This window comes from Nostoc sp. FACHB-190, from assembly GCF_014696905.1.
Taxonomy (GTDB): domain Bacteria; phylum Cyanobacteriota; class Cyanobacteriia; order Cyanobacteriales; family Nostocaceae; genus Nostoc_B.
In genome coordinates, this window is the sequence record NZ_JACJQW010000003.1 from 105,468 (window position 1) to 125,420 (window position 19,953).

Annotated in this window: 16 protein-coding genes; 8 read left to right on the forward strand and 8 right to left on the reverse strand. The window is 39.1% G+C overall.

The window, feature by feature from the left end:
- Nucleotides 1–50: 50 nt before the first annotated feature.
- Entirely contained in the window at nt 51–3,821 is a 3,771-nt protein-coding gene (locus H6G28_RS05125; protein ID WP_190669399.1) for a WD40 repeat domain-containing protein, read from the reverse strand.
- Nucleotides 3,822–4,111: 290 nt separating this feature from the next.
- Complete coding sequence (locus H6G28_RS05130; protein ID WP_190669401.1) at nt 4,112–5,146, reverse strand: tetratricopeptide repeat protein; 1,035 nt, start codon at nt 5,144–5,146, stop codon at nt 4,112–4,114.
- Nucleotides 5,147–5,351: 205 nt separating this feature from the next.
- Between H6G28_RS05130 and H6G28_RS05135 the strand changes: the two genes are divergently transcribed.
- The 3 genes from H6G28_RS05135 (at nt 5,352) to H6G28_RS05145 (ending at nt 9,115) form a co-directional block, all read left to right on the forward strand.
- Nucleotides 5,352–6,671, forward strand: coding sequence for an AAA-like domain-containing protein (locus H6G28_RS05135; protein ID WP_190669403.1), 1,320 nt, complete (start codon nt 5,352–5,354; stop codon nt 6,669–6,671).
- Nucleotides 6,672–6,916: 245 nt separating this feature from the next.
- Entirely contained in the window at nt 6,917–7,468 is a 552-nt protein-coding gene (locus H6G28_RS05140) for an alpha/beta hydrolase (RefSeq protein WP_190589648.1), read from the forward strand.
- A 222-nt stretch (nt 7,469–7,690) separates the two neighbouring features.
- Entirely contained in the window at nt 7,691–9,115 is a 1,425-nt protein-coding gene (locus H6G28_RS05145; protein ID WP_190669405.1) for a WGR domain-containing protein, read from the forward strand.
- A gap of 230 nt (nt 9,116–9,345) precedes the next feature.
- Here the strand turns inward: H6G28_RS05145 and H6G28_RS05150 are convergent, their stop codons facing one another.
- Nucleotides 9,346–9,960 carry a hypothetical protein gene (locus H6G28_RS05150; protein WP_190589646.1) on the reverse strand — a complete coding sequence of 205 codons (615 nt, stop codon included), beginning with the start codon at nt 9,958–9,960 and terminating at the stop codon, nt 9,346–9,348.
- 318 nt (nt 9,961–10,278) lie between these two features.
- On the opposite strand from H6G28_RS05150, the gene H6G28_RS05155 reads away from it, so the two are divergent.
- Nucleotides 10,279–10,848, forward strand: coding sequence for a Uma2 family endonuclease (locus H6G28_RS05155; RefSeq protein WP_190669407.1), 570 nt, complete (start codon nt 10,279–10,281; stop codon nt 10,846–10,848).
- Between the two features lie 262 nt (nt 10,849–11,110).
- On the opposite strand, the gene H6G28_RS05160 is transcribed toward H6G28_RS05155, so the two are convergent.
- Complete coding sequence (locus H6G28_RS05160) at nt 11,111–12,445, reverse strand: hypothetical protein (RefSeq protein WP_190669409.1); 1,335 nt, start codon at nt 12,443–12,445, stop codon at nt 11,111–11,113.
- Between the two features lie 191 nt (nt 12,446–12,636).
- On the reverse strand, nt 12,637–13,479 hold the full coding sequence (locus tag H6G28_RS05165; protein WP_190669410.1) for a methyltransferase domain-containing protein: 843 nt from the start codon (nt 13,477–13,479) through the stop codon (nt 12,637–12,639).
- A 150-nt stretch (nt 13,480–13,629) separates the two neighbouring features.
- Here H6G28_RS05165 and H6G28_RS05170 point away from each other — a divergent pair, with 150 nt between their 5' ends.
- The 3 genes from H6G28_RS05170 (at nt 13,630) to H6G28_RS05180 (ending at nt 16,614) form a co-directional block, all read left to right on the forward strand.
- Complete coding sequence (locus H6G28_RS05170; protein ID WP_190589642.1) at nt 13,630–14,964, forward strand: TrkH family potassium uptake protein; 1,335 nt, start codon at nt 13,630–13,632, stop codon at nt 14,962–14,964.
- A 486-nt stretch (nt 14,965–15,450) separates the two neighbouring features.
- The gene (locus H6G28_RS05175) at nt 15,451–16,146 is read left to right on the forward strand and encodes a potassium channel family protein (protein WP_190589641.1); all 696 of its coding nucleotides are present in this window, start codon (nt 15,451–15,453) and stop codon (nt 16,144–16,146) included.
- Nucleotides 16,147–16,230: 84 nt separating this feature from the next.
- A complete protein-coding gene (locus H6G28_RS05180; protein WP_190589640.1) occupies nt 16,231–16,614 on the forward strand; it encodes a DUF4346 domain-containing protein in 384 nt (127 codons plus the stop codon).
- Nucleotides 16,615–16,684: 70 nt separating this feature from the next.
- Here H6G28_RS05180 and psb32 read toward each other — a convergent pair whose 3' ends face one another.
- Nucleotides 16,685–17,425 carry a photosystem II repair protein Psb32 gene (psb32, locus tag H6G28_RS05185; RefSeq protein ID WP_190589639.1) on the reverse strand — a complete coding sequence of 247 codons (741 nt, stop codon included), beginning with the start codon at nt 17,423–17,425 and terminating at the stop codon, nt 16,685–16,687.
- A gap of 719 nt (nt 17,426–18,144) precedes the next feature.
- Between psb32 and H6G28_RS05190 the strand changes: the two genes are divergently transcribed.
- Nucleotides 18,145–19,335, forward strand: coding sequence for an MFS transporter (locus H6G28_RS05190; protein ID WP_190669412.1), 1,191 nt, complete (start codon nt 18,145–18,147; stop codon nt 19,333–19,335).
- A 246-nt stretch (nt 19,336–19,581) separates the two neighbouring features.
- Here the strand turns inward: H6G28_RS05190 and H6G28_RS05195 are convergent, their stop codons facing one another.
- Both H6G28_RS05195 and H6G28_RS05200 read right to left on the reverse strand, forming a co-directional pair.
- Nucleotides 19,582–19,761: a DUF6887 family protein gene (locus H6G28_RS05195; RefSeq protein ID WP_242054452.1), complete on the reverse strand. Its 180-nt coding sequence runs from the start codon at nt 19,759–19,761 to the stop codon at nt 19,582–19,584.
- Nucleotides 19,762–19,766: 5 nt separating this feature from the next.
- A complete protein-coding gene (locus H6G28_RS05200) occupies nt 19,767–19,943 on the reverse strand; it encodes a DUF6888 family protein (protein WP_190589636.1) in 177 nt (58 codons plus the stop codon).
- Between the last annotated feature and the right edge of the window lie 10 nt (nt 19,944–19,953).

Sequence of the window (19,953 nt, forward strand, 5' to 3'; positions counted from 1 at the left end):
TTGATTTTATTCACAAACCACAACTTATGACGGGTCTAATCCTTGATTCCTCAGAAAGGTTTACCCCAGCAAACCTTTAATCGTTCCCTTGCTTGAGGCTGGGTATTCAGGTAATCTTTTAACCAGTTGCATCCCCGTGCTAATAACCCATCTAATTCTTCAATCCTCCAAATCAGCACCTGATTTTGGTCAGGATAATTACCCTGAACATGGGCGAGAATATATTTACCATCTGGGCTAAAACTTACTGGCGGTATAAACGTAGATGAATACTTATACTGTGCAAGCTGCCTACCCGACACATCCCAAACACGATATATTTTATCATCTGAAGCTGTGATAATTCGCTGACCATCCGGGCTAAAAATAGCAAATGCAACCATATATTGATGTGGTATTTCAACTAATTGTTGACCTGAAGTATTCCAAATAATCACTCTATTGTCTGGGGAAGTAGTAATAATTAGTTTTCCATCTGGACTAAAGCTAGGGTTAGAAATATCTTGATTCGCCGGAAATTCTGATAATTTTTGACCAGATGTATTCCAAATGCTTGCTATATTTCCATGAGTCGTAATAATACGCTCACCATCTTGGCTGAATCTAGCACCTAAATAACTATTTTCACTTCCGGGAAATTCTACTATTTTTTCACCGGAAATATTCCACAAGCTAGAGTAGTTTTTGCCGTTATCATCAGACATAGCCATAATATATTGACTATTAGGACTCCAATTAATACCTCTGGCTGGAAATTTAGCTAGAAGCTTACCATCATTTGACCAAATTTTAGTTTTACTATCGTTACTTGTAGTTAAAATATACTTACCATTAGGGCTAAAAGCAGCAAATTCTAACTCTTTTTCATGTCCCGCAAGCAATAATAACTGTTTTCCAGATGTATTCCAAACACGAGCAGTTTTATCATTTGATGCTGTGACAATTAGTTTGCCATCAGGACTAAAATTAGCACTACTAACTATACCTGAATGTCCTGTAAATTTTGCTAACTGCTTACCAAACTTATCCCAAAGTAATACAGATTTCCAAGTTGGGGTAACAATGTATTTACCATCAGGACTCCAGCTTGCTCCCGTAATAGCATCTTTTGATTTGATAGTTACTGGTATTCTATCGGATAAATCCCAGATACGAACAATTCTATCGTGCCCAAAAGTAACAATATATTTTCCATCAGGACTCCAACGGGGACTTGTTTGATTTCCTGTCAATTCGGTGAGTAAATCGCTTGATAAATCCCATACTTTTACAGCTTCATTTCTTATATTCCACACTTTTATAGTGTCATCGGTAGTAAAAAAACGCTGACCATCTGGACTAAATTCTGCATCACTATTCAGTACTTGATCATTTTTTATTTCTCTGATCAGCCTACCAGATAAATCCCAAATCTGAGTTTTTTCAGATGTTGATACAAAAATACGCTGACTGTCGGGGCTAAATCCAGCATCCATAATTGACCATTTGTCATCTCTTTTAAATCGCGCAATTTGTTTACCTGAAATATCCCAAACATAGGAGTCATTAGAGTTAGTTAAGATATATTTTCCATTGGGACTCCAATAAGCACTTTTAACAGCCTTTGAATCTCCTCTTAGCGTTACTAATAGCTGTCCCGATGTATTCCAAATCCGGGCAGTCTGATCATCAGAAGCCGTAAGAATATAGTTACCATCAGGGCTAAAACTAGCACTATTAACTCTATCTTGATGTTGAAGTTTTAGTAATAAATTACCGGATAAATCCCAGATATGAGCTATTTTGTCATCAGAATTGTTAACAAGAGGCTTTCCGTCTGTACCTGGTGCTGGTAGCCTGTCAGAAGTAGTAATGATACGTTTTCCATCTGGGCTAAAGCTGGCGCTAATTAGATATTCTTGATGTTTAAGTATCGCTAATTGTTTACCTGAAGTATTCCAAATCCGAGTGGTTTTATCTACACTAGTGGTAAGAATATGCTTTCCATCTCGACTAAAATCAGCACTATTAACCTGTTCTTTATGTCCTTTAAGTTCTGCCATCAGCTTACCCGAAGTATTCCAAATGCGAGCGGTTTTATCTGCGGAAGTGGTGATCAGATACTTGCCATCGTGGCTCCAGTTCACACTTGTAATAGTATCTTTATGAGCAACAAATTGCTTAACTTCACGGATATTTTCGAGTATTGTCTGCAAGGCTAAAATCGGAATACTTGCAGGATATTTTTCGAGAGAACGTCCAGCTTTTACTAGTTCTTTTAACTTTTGTCCTGCATCTACTGCTGTCACTAAAGATTCAATTTGTTGGGTTTTAAACTGTTGTAGTGCTACAACTCCTGCTTGTTCTAATCTTGTGCCTTCCTGGGCTTCTCGTAATTGATTAGTTGCAGATGTAAAAGCGATAGTTGCTCCGATAAGAGAACAAATCAGAACTCCACCACCGATACGAATTTGTTGTTTGGCTTGATGTTGTGCCGTAGTTAAAGTCTCGTTAGCTTGTGCTAAAATGTGACTCTCTTCTTCTTGAAATGCTAATGCTGTAGCTATTTCTTGTTTTTCCCATTCTTGACTAGCAGTTAAAAACTGGTAATCTTGCTCAGTTAAACTTTTATTAGCCGCCCAATTTTTTGCATCTTCTAATGCTAACCCTTGCAATAATCTAGAATTATCTTGACAGCTTGAAGCAAACCAAGCTGATAATGCTTCTGAATAAGGTCTTAAATCAGCAAGTGCTTTTTCTACCCAGTTTAAATCAAAAACACTTGCATAAATGCGATTATAAACCCTTAAATATCCTTGCTGTTCTACGACTAATCCAGATAGCCGTAATTCTATTTGTTCTGGGCTGTCCGAAGCAGGTATTTGTCCTAATTGTAAAATTTTCTGATATAAACCCAGCAACGCACTTGTATTATGTTTGCTCACCAAAATTCTATCTTTGATGGTTTTTAAGTGGGGTGGTTCATCTTGTGATTCCCAGTTGGCAATTATTTGTTGTGTAACAATATTTTTCACCCATTCGGCTTCTGTAGCTTTGCTCGTTACTTGTGGGGAACTTACTAACAAATCACATAATTTTTGTGTAAGGAATGGTTGTCCTCCAGTCCATAATAAAACTTCTTGTAAAATAGCTTGTGGATTTTTAAGCCCTTTTAACCCTGATGCTAAAGGTGGAATTTCATGTATTTGAAAACCATTAAGTTGAATTGCACGACCGATATTAAAGGGTGTTCTTACTTTATCTGCAATTAGATCGCTGGGTGTTGCTACTCCGAGAAGCACAAAAGTAATCCGATTAAACTCGCTATTAAGATTACGTTTTTCATAACAACTTCTCATCCAGGCAAAAAAATCATCAACCTTAAAGTCTAAGCTTAAAATACTATCAATTTCATCAATAAAAACAACTATTTTAGTTTTGAATTTTTCTAACAAAATTTTTTCAATAAATATATCCAAACGCTGTATTGGCGATAGTTCGGAGTTTTCTTTCCACCATGTTCTAATAAATTCGCTGGGGTTAGCTATTTCAAAATTTGCCACTAATGTGTAAACAATACCTGCATACCACTGTTCCGGATTTATATCTTTACTACCGCGTCCAGAAATATCAATTGTAGTACAAGCGATTCCTTCTGCTTGCAGTCGTTTTATTGTGCGAACTTGCAAGCTAGTTTTACCCATTTGTCGGGAATTAAAAATATAACAAAAGTTACCAGCTTTCAGTTCATTGTAAAGGTCGAAATCTGCTTGTCTAACTACGTAACAGGGAGCATCTGCTGTAAGACTTCCACCAACTTTATAGGAAAAATTGTTGCTCATTATCTGATAATAAGATAATTAATTTGTAGGGTGTATAAAAGCATAGCTTGACACGGCGGATTATATGGTAATACAGTTCAGTTAAGCAGAAAAGTAGGTTGAGTGGAGCGATAGCATAACCCAACAAAGTATGTACGGATATTGGGTTTCGTTCCTCAACCCAACCTACGCCAGAATTAGTTTTTAGTCTTAACTGAACTGTATTGAATTATATGGTGGTGCGTGACGGTAAATAAATTATTCGTTTTCTGCACATATAATTTATACCTTTACACACCATATAGCTATATTTAATTTTGGTGCATTAAGGAATCAAATTGTTTTCTGTTTTTATTCATTAACAACGTTAATTGTTGTTTTTGTTCGTCAATTAACCCTACTGCTGGATTATCTGGGGTAACTCTTTTGATAAGTTGCGATCGCTCTTTTTCTAAACCTGCTATTTTTTCAGATACAGCATTTAAGATCAGGTTTTCTAATGTTCCTTTATATGGTTGGGGTTGTGAGTTAGCTAGTTGTTTGTACAAATCCTGAAGTTGAGCATCAAATTTACCTATTGCTGGGTTCTGAGGTGTATATCTTGCTAAATTTAAAGCTCGCTCGACTTCCATTTTGGCGATCGCATCTAAAGTCCGACCAGTTGTCAATTGTGGTGCTGGCAAGGATACACCCAATTGTGATAATTCAGTTCTGACGTTATCTAACATCTCTTGATATCTGGCATCCATCATCCCAGTTCCGAAAACTCCATTTAAACTTTGCTGCAAAATATTTTCTGCTGCTTTGTAATCTGAAATAGCACTTTCTTTATCACCTAAATCTCGGTATAGATTACCTCTTAATAAGTACTCGTCAACATTGGAACTACTATCACCAATTAATTGATTCAAATCTGAAATTGCTTTCTGTTTTTCGCCTAACTTTTCATAAGCCCTAGCCCTATTCCAATATGCACCACTACTAAAACCAAGCTTGCCTGTATTTTGTCTAATGACTTCGGTATAGTCTGCCACTGCGGCTTTGTAATTCCCAATTGCAGCGTAAGCATTTGCACGATGATAGTAGGGTTCTTCAGCTTGAGGATTTAGCTGAATTGCCTGGGTGAAAGAAGAAACCGCAGCGAGTGAGTCTTTTTGGCAGTCTTCTTGAAAGTGTCCCATGCCTATGAAATCATTTACTGTATTCAGATGTGGTGGCTTGATAGTTTGACAGTCAGTAGAAGCATTAGAAGCTGGTATTTGTGCAACTAATGGTATGGAAAAACCTAGCAGCAAAATAGATGATGCGTAAGCTAATAAGGAAGGTGTAGAAAAGGTAAATTTCATAATTATATAATCCAGAAATATTTTCAGTTAAAGTAGGACTAGGGTTCAGAGATTACATCTCGAACCTTATTCCTACTAATCCGATTTAACCTGGACTACACTTGAGTTTCTGTAGGAGTATATCGAGTACGTATCGACTTTGTAGTGAGATTGAATATTTTAAAATTTCGCCAAAAAAACAAATTTAGCAGTTGTAATATCAGAAATGCCACGTTCAGTTAGAGTACGTCCTGAATTCATATCACAGGTAAAGTCAGCACTACCGCGTAATGGCTATATTCGTCAAACTGATTTAGCAGAACATTTGCAAATATCTCAATCTACTATCAGTAGTTTTCTTAATGGTAGAGCAGTAGATTACCTTAACTTTAGAGAAATTTGTCGTGTTTTAGGACTGGAATGGCAAGATATTGCTGATTTAACTACTGATTTGACAGTGGCAAATGGGAAAGATATATTTTCCTCAGCCACAGAAAATAACAAAGAAACTCAAGAAATAGGTTTATCCCACTCTCTAGAGTATCCATCTGGGCAAGTGCCATTAGATTCGCTATTTTATATTAAGCGATCGCCAATCGAAGAACGATGTTACGAACAAATTCATAAACCCGGTGCTTTAATTAGAATAAAAGCACCCAGACAAATGGGTAAAACTTCACTTTTGGCAAGAATTATTGATAAATCACATTCTCAAGGGGATTGTGCTGTCATTTTAGATTTCCAACTTGCAGCACAACAGGTTTTTGTCAATTCAGATAAGTTTTTGCGTTGGTTTTGTGGCAGTGTTGGTTTAGCTTTAAATATCCCGAATCAAGTTGATGAATATTGGGATTTAGCAGAAATTGTGGGTAGTAGTATGGCATGTAAAGCCTATTTTGAAGAATATCTACTACCTACAATTAATCAGCCGCTAACTCTTGGTTTAGATGAGGTTGATAAAGTTTTTGAATATCCAGAAATTTACCGAGATTTTTTTGGACTGCTACGCGCTTTACACGAAGAAGGCAAACGGCGCGAAATTTGGAAAAAACTGCGATTGGTAATTGTACACTCTACAGAAGTTTACGTTCCTCTTGATATTAATCAATCACCATTTAATGTAGGTCTGGCTGTAGAATTGCCTGAATTTAATAATCAACAAATTTTAGATTTAGTTCAAAAGTATCAACTTGATTGGGATGAAACAGAAGTTGATAAATTAATGATGCTAGTGGGTGGACATCCATTTTTAGTGCGTCTTACTCTTTATAATATAGCCAATGGAAATGTTACTTTAACACAGATACTAGAAAATCACATAAGTTCATCGAGTATCTACGCAGACCATTTACGTCGTCAAAGTTTAATTCTTACGCAGCAGCCGGAATTAGCAAATGCAATGAAAGATTTAGTTATTAATAACTCTGCAAAAATACCGACAGTAACTAAATTTAAATTGCACAGTATTGGACTGGTAAAATTTCAAGGAGATAGCGTATTACCACGCTGTAATTTATATAGTCAGTATTTTCAAATCAATTTGTAAACAAACAAATGTTTTGTTGACCAAGAGAAGACTTCAGGAATACTGGGAGCAAGAATTTAAGAGTGGTTGCCGAGATACCTGCAAACTGCTGTATGTTAAAAGTTAAATTTCTATCGTTGGTCATACCTCAGTGGATTCCCCAAACTGAATCTATATTAGATAACCTAGTTAATATGTTGTCGTGAGCAGAAAGCTTAGATATTTTAGACTTGTGTACGCTCCACACCACTAGGAAGTTAAATTCAATGCAGATTTTTCAAGTTTGGAATCAATTAACCAGGTGGAAGTTTAGTAAATTCTTGAGTCAGACAGTGGCTTTAGGAGTTGGTGCTAGTGTTTTGTTATTCAGTGCTAGTGCTAATGCTGCTGAACAAGTGATTTTAAAGTATGGTAGCTTTCAAGGGCCTGTTTCGGTTGCAGAATTGAACGAGTTTGTGCAAACAGGTAAGACTACCCCAACAATTAGCAATTATTTGCAAGCGGCTAAACAAGACCCAAATGTAGCGCGTAAAGCCTTAGTCGCAGGTATTAAAGCTGAACCTGCTTATTTAAATAGCTTGCTGTCTGGCTGGACAGGGCCGATTTTACTAGCTCAAGTTGGGGATGTGGTGCATCCGCCTGGGGGAGATTTAGATGCACAGGCGCTAGAAACATCTTTAAATAAATCTATTCAACAAGATGGGGAAATTACTTTGTTAGGCGCAATTCGTCATTATCCAGATCATACTGTGGAAATAGAAGGCGATCGCCTCATCCCGGTTTATGAAAGACTCAGTAGTTTGGCGAAAATCCTTTAAGTACTGAGTTTTCAGGAAGGATCTAATTCTAGAAATAAACAAATCTTCAACCCACTCAACCGAGTTTTACCTGTATGAACGCAGGTTACAACCGCTAATTTCGCTTAAACAACCAAAGCTTATCGACATACGACCTTGGTAATAGTTAGAACCGATAAAGGATGGTCAATTTATTTGTATACCACTCCTTATATTTACATTCAGTTCTAACGAGAAAATGTCATGACTAAGGAAATAACCTACCTAGAGTTATCAGAAGATAGTGGAAGTTCCCACAAGTTTTATGAGGTGATTGTTGAAGATACTCAAGTAAGCATCCGCTACGGTCGTATTGGTGACGCGGGACAAACCCAGACGAAAACTTACCCGACATCAGAAAAAGCAAAAGCAGAAGCGGCGAAAAAAATTAACGAAAAGTTGAAAAAAGGCTATGAAAAAGCGGTGATGGGTGTGCGTCAAAAGCGTCCTGTGACTCGCCGCGAAGTGACTAGTACGGCTTCGACAGCTAAACAATCACCAATTTTGTGGAAGTTTGCAGCTAATTCCGCCGCTTTTGGGATTTTTATTGATGCTAACCGTTGCTGGTTGGGTAATCAAGCAGGTCAAGTTTTTGCTTTGAACCATGAAGGTAAAGTGAGCAATCAGTTTAAGCTACCTGATGGGGTGAAATGTTTAGTTGCTGATGATATCTGGATTTACGCTGGCTGTGATGATGGTAATGTCTACGATTTGACTGGGAAGTTACCCCGCGTTGCTTACAAAATTGATGAAAATGTCGATATATTCTGGCTTGATATTAAAGATGGTTTATTGGCTGTCTCTGATGTCAATGGTGGTGTGACAACTATAGATCATGATGATGAATCACAATGGACGCGGTTGAGTCAAGGTAATTCTGGCTGGATGGTTCGCTGTGATGAAGCGGGAATTTATCACGGTCATAGTCAAGGAGTGACTATGTACGATAACAAAGAAGGTCGAATGCTGTGGCATCAAAAAACCGCCGGGAGTGTATTATTTGGTTGGCAAGAAGCATCCACAGTTTACGCTGGTGCAAGCGATCGCAAAATTTATAGTTTTAGTAAGCAAGGTCAACCACTAACAGTATATAAGTGTGATTCCTCAGTTTATTCTTGCGCTACAGCCCAAAATGGTAAATATGTGTTTGCTGGTGACAATAATTCTTCGATTTACTGCTTTAACCAAGCCGGGGAAAGACTGTGGAAGTTGGGGACTGGTTGCGGTTCTGCTTTATCTATGCAGTTTTACGAATCTCGAATTTATATTGTTACTACCGATGGGACTTTAGCTTGTATTGATGCTAGTGAAGATGCGATCGCCTCTGCTCAAGCTGGTACAATTCCTGAAGCAACTGTGATTAAAGCGCCAAAAACTGAGGGAGTCACACCTTCGGCTGTTCTGGAAACTACCACAGATACAAGTGGTGGGGTAATTGTCGAGTGTTTTCAAGATGGCAGTAAACTGCGCGTCAGAGTTATTTCCCCAGGCTACAATTCTAACTGGAATGTGCAGTTTCCCAAAGATATTCGCCAAGCAGGCGATCGCTATCTTGTCCAAGAAATCCGCGAATCAGCTAGAGGCGGCTTTTATCGCGCCTATGGCGATATTAAAAAGATTAATAATTAATACCAAGTTGCAAGTAATCTTGGGTGGGAGTGGGGAGTAGGGAATAGGGAGTATATACTGCGGGGTATGTATCAAAAACCCTTTCATCCACACCCTTTCACCACTCAACCCCATTTAAATTAGTACACCCAGATCATGCTTCTTTCCTACTCCCCACTCCCCATTCCCTACTCCCTACTTACACAAATAGATTCAGGAATCAAACCGTATTCCTATAGTCTCTACGTTTTTTAATCAACACGTTGAATACCAACGTGCTGGGTAAAGACAAACCAATCTTTCGAGAAACCTTTAAACTCAATATCCTTCAGATTAAATTTGAGATGATTATCCTGGAGGGTAAATTTCACAATATTATTGTTGTCTGGCTTATCGGTGAATAAAATTAATTCTGTACCGCCTGGAATTGCCTGCTTGGATTGATCATTCAGCACCTTAGAATCTACAGGTTGGCGCTTAATGATGGTATCTGCATTAAACACCAGTTTGAGGAAACCTTGTTTATTGCCGACAGACTGGCGATCTACAATTATATTTACTGTATTTTTGGCTTGTTGTTTAGTGGCGATCGCTTGAATATTTGTCACAGGCGTAATTTCATCTGGGATAATTTTGGCGTGTTTGCCAAAGGCATACCAGTTACTACTAAAACCCTTAAATTGAATATCTTCTAAAGATAATTTATAGTAATCAGAATGAGCCGCCGGGATTTCGTAAGACTTCAACACCAGTAGAGTCCCAAGGGGAATATTTTGTTGTTTCGTACTTGGCAACTGACCCGATTGTACTGGCTCTTGTTTAAGAATTGTATCCTGAGTAAATAGCACACGATTTAAGCTTGCCATATTCTGAACCTGAGAACTTACATCAAGTTATACAATATCAAAGTTGAATTTTACGGTTTCTGTGCATCTGGAAGGTGAAGTAAATTTATCCTCAGACTTAGCAAAGTTATATCAGAATCCGGTTTGATTTCTGAATCTATTTGTGTAGGTAGGGAGTAGGGAATGGGGAGTGGGGAGTAGGAAAAAAGCCTGAGCTAGATGTACTAATTTTTTTTATAACTCAAATATGAGTCCTATACTTGTAGAGTAAGGTTGGGTTTTTGCGATCGCTCAACTCACTCGCTACCAGTGAGCAAAAAAGGCACGAGGAAAAGCTAAATGAATACTGTGGTTCTCAATCTAGAACCGATAGCACATTTAAGTGATGAACAATTCTATCAATTGTGTCTTGCTAACCGTGATCTCAGCCTAGAAATGAGTGCAGCAGGAGAGTTGATTATTGTGCCACCAGTTGGAGGAGAAAGCGGAAATCAAGAAGCTGGCTTAATAACTGATTTAGAAATCTGGAACCGTCAAGCTAAATTAGGCAAAGTTTTTAGTTCTTCAACTATCTTTATATTACCGAATGGTGCAAAACGTTCTCCCGATGCAGCTTGGGTAAAATTGGCAAGGTGGGAAGCTTTAACACCAGAACAGCGTAAAAAATTCCCGCCACTTGTACCAGATTTTGCGATTGAACTGCGTTCCGAAACAGATAGGCTCAAATCTCTGCAAGAGAAAATGCAAGAATATATAGAAAATGGTTTGCGCTTAGGATGGCTGATTAATTATCAAGATGGCACAGTGGAGATTTATCGACTCGGAAAACCTGTCGAAGTCATACAAATACCAACAATTCTTTCTGGAGAAGATGTATTACCGGGATTTGAAATGCAATTAATCTTATAGCGTTTTGCGGTTTAGTGCAGTACAAATTAATAGGGGATAGAGACTAGAGAAATGGGGAGCATCCCACTTTTTTATATGTCATTGCGAGGAACGAAGCAATCGCAAAATCTTACCATTCTGAACAAGTGCATGAGATTGCTTCGTCGTTCCTCCTCTCTGCGAGACGCTACGCGAACGCAATGACAATTATCCTCTATGTGAAAAATAAAAACTGGGATGCACCCAGAAAAATGTATCTCATGGAGATGAAAAACGCTGTAAATTAACCTCGTTGAAAACCTTTTGCTGTTTGTTTTTGTCCCTTAGCTTTAGGTTTAGTTTTATTAACTTCTGCCAGTGCTTCTTGAAATAAATTATGCAAATGTAAAGGCACACTGGCTATTTCTGGTAATTCTGGCTCGATAGGTTTACCATAATCTTGCAAGAGTTTATCTAAGTCATTACTCAAGTTAAAATCTGGACGCTGCAAAAAATCTTGTAAAACTTTTTCGAGTTGATTTGGGTATTGTTGTGCTAATCGATGCCAAATATAAGCATTGATACTTTTATCTTCTAGATAATAACGCATTAATTTTTCTGCACCTTCAATTTTGTGCCAATCATCAGCTAATAAAATATTTTTAAATTTAGTATAGGTTGGTAAAAATATCAAACCCCAACGGGGATGAGAAATGGTTGTGACTTGTTCCGCTTTTCGCAACTCGGCAGGTAAATCAACCTTTGGTGCAACCATTTTTTGTTGACCATTTTTACCATTTAGCATTTGCGAAACCACATTAGAGTCTACCCCAACTTCTTGTGCGGCTGTGGCGATTTCATCTTGGCTAATGCCTGCTTCTGCTGCTACCTCATCTAAAGATTTAGAAGTATCTAATCCAGCAGCTTGGAGATATTTTTCACTGATAATTGCTTGAAATTCAACTATTTTTTTATTTAATTGATATCCTGGTAAAGTCACTTCATCACTACCAAAAAAGTCAACAAACTGCTGATGATACTGCTCGACTGAGCGCCATGCTTCTTCTAGTAAGTCGGGAGCATCGCTGTAAAGATGACTTTTATAATTATCTTTAAAATTACCAATAGCCACAGCCAGTTTTGGCTTGCCAAGCTTACCTAAAAATGTGTGAGGCCCAGAAAATATCCATTCATTTTCCGTCAAAGGAGAAATGCGGGTAAGTAATATATCTCCTGGCTGAAAACGAGATATGCCCTGTTGTTTTTCACTACCGTTAGACTTGACAATATAATTTTTAGCCGTCAGCCAGTTCATCAATTCCAAACCATCAGGTAAAATTTGGGTGATGGTAAATAAGCCAATAAAGCTACGATGCCAACTGTTGAGTAAATTGCGATCGCCATCGGTTAAATCTGCATCACTGGCAATAAATAACTCTATAGGGGAACTATCACCAACTTTCCCTTCTGTAATAAACCGATCAATAATTAAATTTTGTTGGTTATTGTCCCCATTTCCCTTATGCGACTGTGCGGCTGCATAAACCTCTAAAGCTTGCGCCAGTTCACCTTCCGCATCTAGGACAAAATCAACTAAGGCTTGTTTAAGTGTGTGCGCTCTTTTTACTAGGACATCCACAAGCGAATCTCTCTGCTCAATAGTTGTAGCCTATAGCGTCTTGGCAGAGAAGCACATCTAGCAATAGCCATATTTCTTTTAGGGTATTTGGGTATTTCACGCGATGTGCAACTTATTCTTGAAACCCCTCTCCAAACCTCTCTCCGCTTCGGGGAGAGGCTTTGAATCAGATATTCAAGAAGTGGGAATTTCTACTTATTCCCGCACACCAAACCAAACTTAATTAACCCACTTTCATAACCGCGACTCATTAACCCTAGTGCTAAGGCTCCTTGAATGGTATTCCAGCCAGAACGCAACAAGCCAAAAATTGCACTAGGTGTGATTGCGGAATCAATTACGACATTCCAAAATGGTGCAACCGCAACTGACCAATCAGCAGTGCGGATATTTTTTAATGGTAGTTGATGAGCGATCGCTTCATACTCCGGTAAGGAAATTACATAAGGCAAACAATACACCCGATAAATATCTTGTAAATGCTTTTGTTCATCTGCTGTTAATGGTGCATCATCTGTGGCTCGATGACACCAAGTCGCCATAATTAAAGTCCCACGCGGTTTTAATACCCGATAACATTCTTGCAAAAACTGAGTTTTATCAGGCATGTGTTCGCCACTTTCCAGTGACCAAACCAAATCAAAAGTATCATCTGCAAAGGGCATAGCTTGAGCATTAGCCACTAAAAACTTACTTCTTACCTGTAACAGCATTTCTTGGGCGCGTTCTGTGGCTCTCGCCGCCTGCACAGGACTTAAAGTAATACCCGTAGTCCGAGCATGAAACTTTTCGGCTAAATATAAAGAACTACCGCCAATACCACAACCCACATCCAAAATGTTAGTTGCTGTTTTGACATCTGCCCAATTCAGCAATTCTTCAATTAAATCAATTTGTGCTTGACGGCGGTCTTTTGGTTGCGTTCCATCTGCACCGTAGTAGCCGTGGTGCATGTGTTCGCCCCAAACTTCTTCCCATAAACCCGAAGAAGCATCGTAAAACTGCTGAATTTGCTGATATAGTGTTGTACTCATAAAACAAATAATGCTAAGACAAAACAATGTTTAAATCAACATACTGGTAGGCTACCATGTGTGTTTTTAATTAAATAAAGATGTTTTTCCTTTCCAGGAAAATTTAATTAAGTAAACCCGCCTGGAAGAATTGAGAGGCTCTACCTTAATATGACTGTTTCGCGGACAATTTGCTTGGGTTTTATGGCTGTCATCACTGTCGGCACGATTTTGTTGATGCTGCCAATTTCAACTAGTGACGGCAGTTGGAATAATTTAGTGGTGGCATTGTTCACCTCAACATCTGCCGTTTGTGTGACTGGTTTATCAGTTGTTGACCCTGGGACTTATTTTTCTTTTTGGGGTCAGTTGTTTATTGCCTTGTTAGTTCAAATTGGTGGTTTGGGATATATGACAACCACTACATTTTTGATTTTGCTGATTGGGCATAAATTTGACCTGCGGCAAAAAATGGCGATTCAACAAGCATTAGACAGACCAGGAATGCAAGGTAGCGCCCAAGTGATTCGCTCAATTATTGCCACGACTTTAATTTTTGAAATTACTGGGATATTTTTACTTTTGCCTGTTTTTGTACCGCAATATGGTTGGTTACAAGGGCTATGGTTAGCGATTTTTCATAGTGTGAATTCTTGGAATAATGCAGGATTTAGTTTATTTAAAGATAACTTGATTGGTTATCAAACATCTGTGTTAGTAGTTTTCACAGTCACGACATTAATTATCTTTGGCGGTATCGGTTATCAAGTTATTTTAGAAATGTATCTTTGGTTGCGCGATCGCATTCTCAAACAAAAGACAATTTTAGTACTTTCTTTAGACTTTAAAGTTGCCACCAGCACAACTTTAATTCTGTTAATTCTCGGCACAATTGCCTTTTTTTGTATTGAAATTAGGAATCCTGAAACTTTTGGTAACTTAGACTTAGGCGGTCAGTTTTTAGTAGCTTGGTTTCAATCAGTCACTCCTAGAACTGCCGGATTCAACACTATAGATATTGCTAAAATGACCACTGCTGGTCTATTCATTACCATTGCTTTGATGTTTATTGGTGCTAGTCCTGGTGGTACAGGCGGGGGGATAAAAACCACAACTTTGCGAGTTTTGACAAGTTGTACAAAAGCAATTTTGCAAGGTAAAGAAGAAGTTTTATTGTATGACCGCAAAATCGCTATCTCTTTAATATTGAAAGCCGTGGGTGTATTGGTTGGTTCTGTAGCTACGGTAATTTTGGCAACGGTTCTAATTTCTTTAACAGATCCAAAGTTAGACTTTATTCAAATTTTATTTGAAGTAGTATCCGCCTTTGCTACCGTTGGTCTTTCTACAGGGATTACAGGTACAGTCTCCACCGCCGCTAAACTAATATTAATTATCACCATGTACATTGGTAGAGTTGGGGTTTTATTATTAATGTCCGCGATTTTAGGCGACCCCCGCCCGACAAGAATTCACTATCCTGAAGAAAACCTATTGGTGGGATAGCTAGATACAAGGCAAAAGTAAAAAGGCAAAAGTAAAAAGAAAGAATAACGATACCACAAGCCTTTTAGCAATTTCTTATGGTCACTGAGTTTCGGCTTCGCGGTAATCGAGCGAAGCGATGCACTGAGCTTGTCGTTCGCGTAGCGTCTCCGGTAGGAGAAGTGTCGAGATTCAACTACCGCCTAGTCGAAGTGTGGTCTGTTTATTTACGCCGAACTGTACTAGATACAAGGCAAAAATTAAACATACCAATTCCATTGAATTTGTAAAAATTGAAAGGCCTAGATCCCCGACTTCTTCAAGAAGTCGGGTATTTATTTATGGATAACGAAAACTAACTGTTGGGATAACCGTACTGAGTATCAATACTATTAACTTAAACTGATAAAATATGAAACACTAGGCAAAAAATAAAAATTGTTACTTTAAGTGAGATTTCAGAATTTTTTGTCCTAAATACAGGGAGCGTTAATAAGGAAAGCAACTGTGAACCTTGCATCACTAGGTTTTTTTCGCAGCCTACGTAAAGATAATCAGCAATTTGCGGTCATTGGGCTAGGTCGGTTTGGTCGGTCTGTATGTTCAACCCTGCATAAGTTTGGTTATCAAGTTTTAGCAACAGATGTTGATGAAAAAAGAGTTTGTGAGGCGTTGACAGAAGAAATCGTTGGTCATGCTTTGCAATTAGATTCTACAGAACCAGCCGCACTGAAAGAAGCAGGGATTTTTGAATTTGATACAGTAATTGTAGCGATCGGTAATTACGTTCAAGAAAGTATTATTACTACTCTCAATGTCAAAGAAGGTGGTGTACCTCATGTTGTGGCGAAAGCTTCTAGTGAAGTTCACCGCAAGTTATTGCATAGAGTCGGTGCAGATCATGTTGTTTTCCCGGAGTATGAAGCCGGCTGTGCTTTAGCACGTACTCTTACCAAACCATCTATATTAGATAGATTTGACCTCGACCCAGACCATAGTATTGTTGAGATGATTGTGCCTGATGAATTTCATGGCAAAACCATTACCGAAATTCAACTGCGTAACCGTTATGGTTTAAATTTGCTGGCTGTTAGTCAAGATGGTAAATTTGCCATCAACCCAAACCCCCACCAGCGACTAGAACGTGGTTCAGCAATGGTGGTAATTGGCTGTAATAAAGATATTAATCGCTTACCCATTTAATGCTCTGATTGAGGAACATAGGAATTACACTTAAGTATATGGTGTAAAAACCCTGAAAAAAGAATTTTGTGTTTGATCGGAGTTATGGATTTAATAGTTAAAGATTTAGCAGCAATAGATGATAGACTTTCTCAGCGTCATATTGACCTTGACCCGGCTGGCTATTTCATCATCTATTTGGATAGAGGGGAGGGATTAATCCACGCCAAGCATTTTACGAATGTAATTGATGAGCATGGTTTAGCTGTAGATCCCGAAACAGGTAAAGTCATTCCGGCGCGGGGTAAGGTGGAAAGAACTCACAGCACAGTTTATAGTGGCAGAACTGCCAAGGAACTCAGTGTGAAAATTTTTGAACAAACTCACCCTTGTCCAGTGTCGCAGTTAAACCATGCAGCTTATTTAGGACGAGAATTTGTCCGTGCTGAGGTGGCTTTAGTGACAGGACAAGAGTATGTTCAAGACTAAAGAAAGTATGAAGTATGAAGTGTGAAGTCTGAAATTTTTGACTTCATACTTCAGCCTTCACACTTCAGAGTTAGCCGTTAGATGGTGGCTGTGGCTGATTTACTTGATATATGTAGTAAGTCGCCATCGGGATGACGGTTGCTGCAATTAACAGACCTATCACCCAAGCAGTTGCACTACCTTTGTCGGTATCCTCTGCTTTGGTAAAGGTGCCTTCTACCGTTTCTTTATCGACAATTTGTGGTGGGCCGGGGTCGGGTTCACCAGAGAGAACTTTCACTAAGCGATCGCTCGCATCCAAAAATGCCTGATTATATTTATCACCGTTGCGTAATGGTGCAGCTAAGGTTTCTGTAGCGACACTTTCAGCAATAGCATCAGTCAACAAAGACTTGACTTGATCTCCGGTAATAATTGCAGTGTTGTTAGTAACAGTATCCAGCACTAACAAAGTTTGGTTTGCTTGCGCCTCTTTGGTGGGAAACCATTTTTCAAACAGCCCTTTAGTAAAGCTTTCTGAGGTTTCACCATAATCTAAACGGCGAATTGTGACAAATCGCACTTCATTGCCAGTTTTCTTGGCTAAATCTTCAAAGGTACCACTAATCTTACCTTCGCTAATGCGACTTAGCACTTCACCTTGATCTACAACCCAGTCACCACCGGGGGTTAAATTCGGAATTTGATACACACCAGTAGCTAACGCCGGGGTAGCCAAAAGTGATGCACCAAGAATAATTGCCAGTATTGGTGTTAGCAGCCAAATGATGTATGTTTTAATGCCAAATACTGTTCTGAGGAGCTGTTTCATTTGATTGATCCTAAGACAGACTAGCACCAAAAATACTACACAATCAATGACAAAATCACCCTGTTCAGGAATTTATCTATGTTGAAGGGAACAGAAAAATTGGGTGAAAGGGTTTGGGTTGTAAGGATTTTGAATAAGTACACCCCTATACCCTAATTTCTCACGTATGGGTAGGGGGTGTGGGGAGAGGGGCTCACAAGTGTAGGTTTTTAACAGAGTGATGAGTAGCGACTCTAAAAATCACGATTTAATCAGAGTTCCACCCCCTCACACCCTTACACCCCTACACCCTAAATCAAGTTTTTTGGGGCATAACGTAAAAAACCTACACCAGTCAGGGGGAGAGGGGGGAGTGTCTTTCAAGGGCAGGCTTTTTTTATTAGACAAATTTTTGGGCTTTTAAAACCAAAATTATTGTCTGAACAGTTAAAACTACGTTTCATAATTGAGAATATTCTCAACTATTTATCGAAGGTTTAAAAACCTGCCCTTGAAAGGGGGGGAGTGTGGGGGGAAAAATTTCTTCACCATCCTCCCACACCCCTGAATTTCTCTCTGCGGACTTTACCGAGAATTGAAGAACTTTATGATATAACCGAATTTCTGTCTTTTTCACTGCTACAAAAAGCTATTTGTCAGAAAAAGGGTGATTTTTTCCGGTTTCTAACCCAGAGTGCAGACAGAATTCTATGAAGAAGCTATTTTATTGATCCAAAAATATGCCGCAGAAATCAGCCGCATTAAAGTTTGTAATATTACTGGGTTTTGTTAGCCTTTGTGCTGATGCTACTTATGAAGGCGCACGCAGCATTACAGGGGCTTATTTGCAAGTGTTAGGTGCAAGCGGCACTGTGGTAGGCCTAGTAGCGGGTTTTGGTGAACTCATTGGATATGGTTTGCGCCTCGTGATTGGTTATCTCAGCGACCAGACGCGCAAGTATTGGGGTATTACAACTTTAGGATTTATTTTGAATACTGCCGTTGTCCCACTATTGGCTTTTGCTGGCAGATGGGAAGTAGCCGCAGGTTTGATGATGGCAGAACGCACAGGTAAAGCCGTGCGGACTCCCCCGCGAGATGCACTCCTATCTCATGGTGTGAGTCAAATTGGTAGAGGTTTTGGCTTTGGTTTGCATGAAGCAATGGATCAAACCGGGGCTGTGATGGGGCCTTTAGCAGTAGCAGCAATGGTTTATTTCCAAGGAGAGTACCGCAACGGCTTCACGATTTTGATTGTACCTGCGGTGTTGGGATTGATTGTGTTATTGGTTTTGCAATTTTTGTATCCCAACCCCAGCGATTTGGAAATTGAAGATGAAACGAGTCAAGAAGACGGAATACCGCGAGTTTTTTGGATTTATCTGGGTGCGGTGGCGATTATTGCGGCTGGTTATGCAGATTTTCCGTTAATTGCTTTTCATTTCCAAAAAGGAGATATTGCTTCTGGGCAAACAATCCCCTTATTTTATGCCTTGGCAATGGGAGTTGATGCCGTAGCTGCGCTGATATTTGGCTATTTATTTGACCGTGCTGGTATTTCGATTTTGATGGTTGCAGCTTTTATTTCATCTTTTTTTGCGCCTTTGGTATTTTTAGGCAATACCCAATTAGCACTGTTAGGTATAGCATTGTGGGGTATTGGGATGGGAGCGCAAGAGTCGATTTTAAAAGCTGCGATCGCAGGACTTGTCCCCAAAAACAAACGCGCCACAGCTTATGGTATCTTCAGTACAGGCTATGGTTTTGCTTGGTTTTTAGGCAGCACTTTAATGGGTATTTTATACGATCGCTCCATCACCTTATTAGTCATCTTTTCGACTGCAACTCAACTACTCGCAATTCCCTTCTTTGCTTGGGTGCAATTGCAAGCGAATAAATCCCAACCAGAGTTAACAGATAAACCCGTTTAAATCAAAGAATCTGGGTCTATAAGCTGTTAATCACTTAATTTGCTTGTTTAGACCGCAGGGGTGCATGGGAGCAGAGGGGCAGGGGAGAGGTTACTGTTAATTCTCCCTTGCGCCCCTGCACCCCTGCACCCAAGATACCTTCACAAGTAAATTCCTTATCCGAAAAGTATTGCCTAGCCTCTATCAATTTGTACTGCACTAAACAGAAAAGCGTTATGCTGTAAACACAACGCTTTAGTTTTTGCTTTAAGCTTGCGACTTATTAATACGTTTTCGTAGTTCAGCCTCAAATTCTTCATCTGTAGTGCAAAGCACACCAGGGCGTTCATTCAATCTGTCCATATATTTGTGAAAAGCTTCTGTGTCATGAGGATGAGTTCTAATGTAAGTCAGCAAATCCTTATCAGACATTTCATCGAAATTCATTTTGCTCATTTAATAAATACCTCTCCATTGGGAAAGATTTCTACTTCAATTGTGTCTCCAATCAAAACAAAAATTCGTTTGGTACGTTCGTCCAATCTAACTATATTGATTGGCTGCATTAAATTACTTGCTGCTACGCATCTACGGTATAACGCTCGTAACTGCTCCGGTGTTGGTTCCATATCCTCCTTA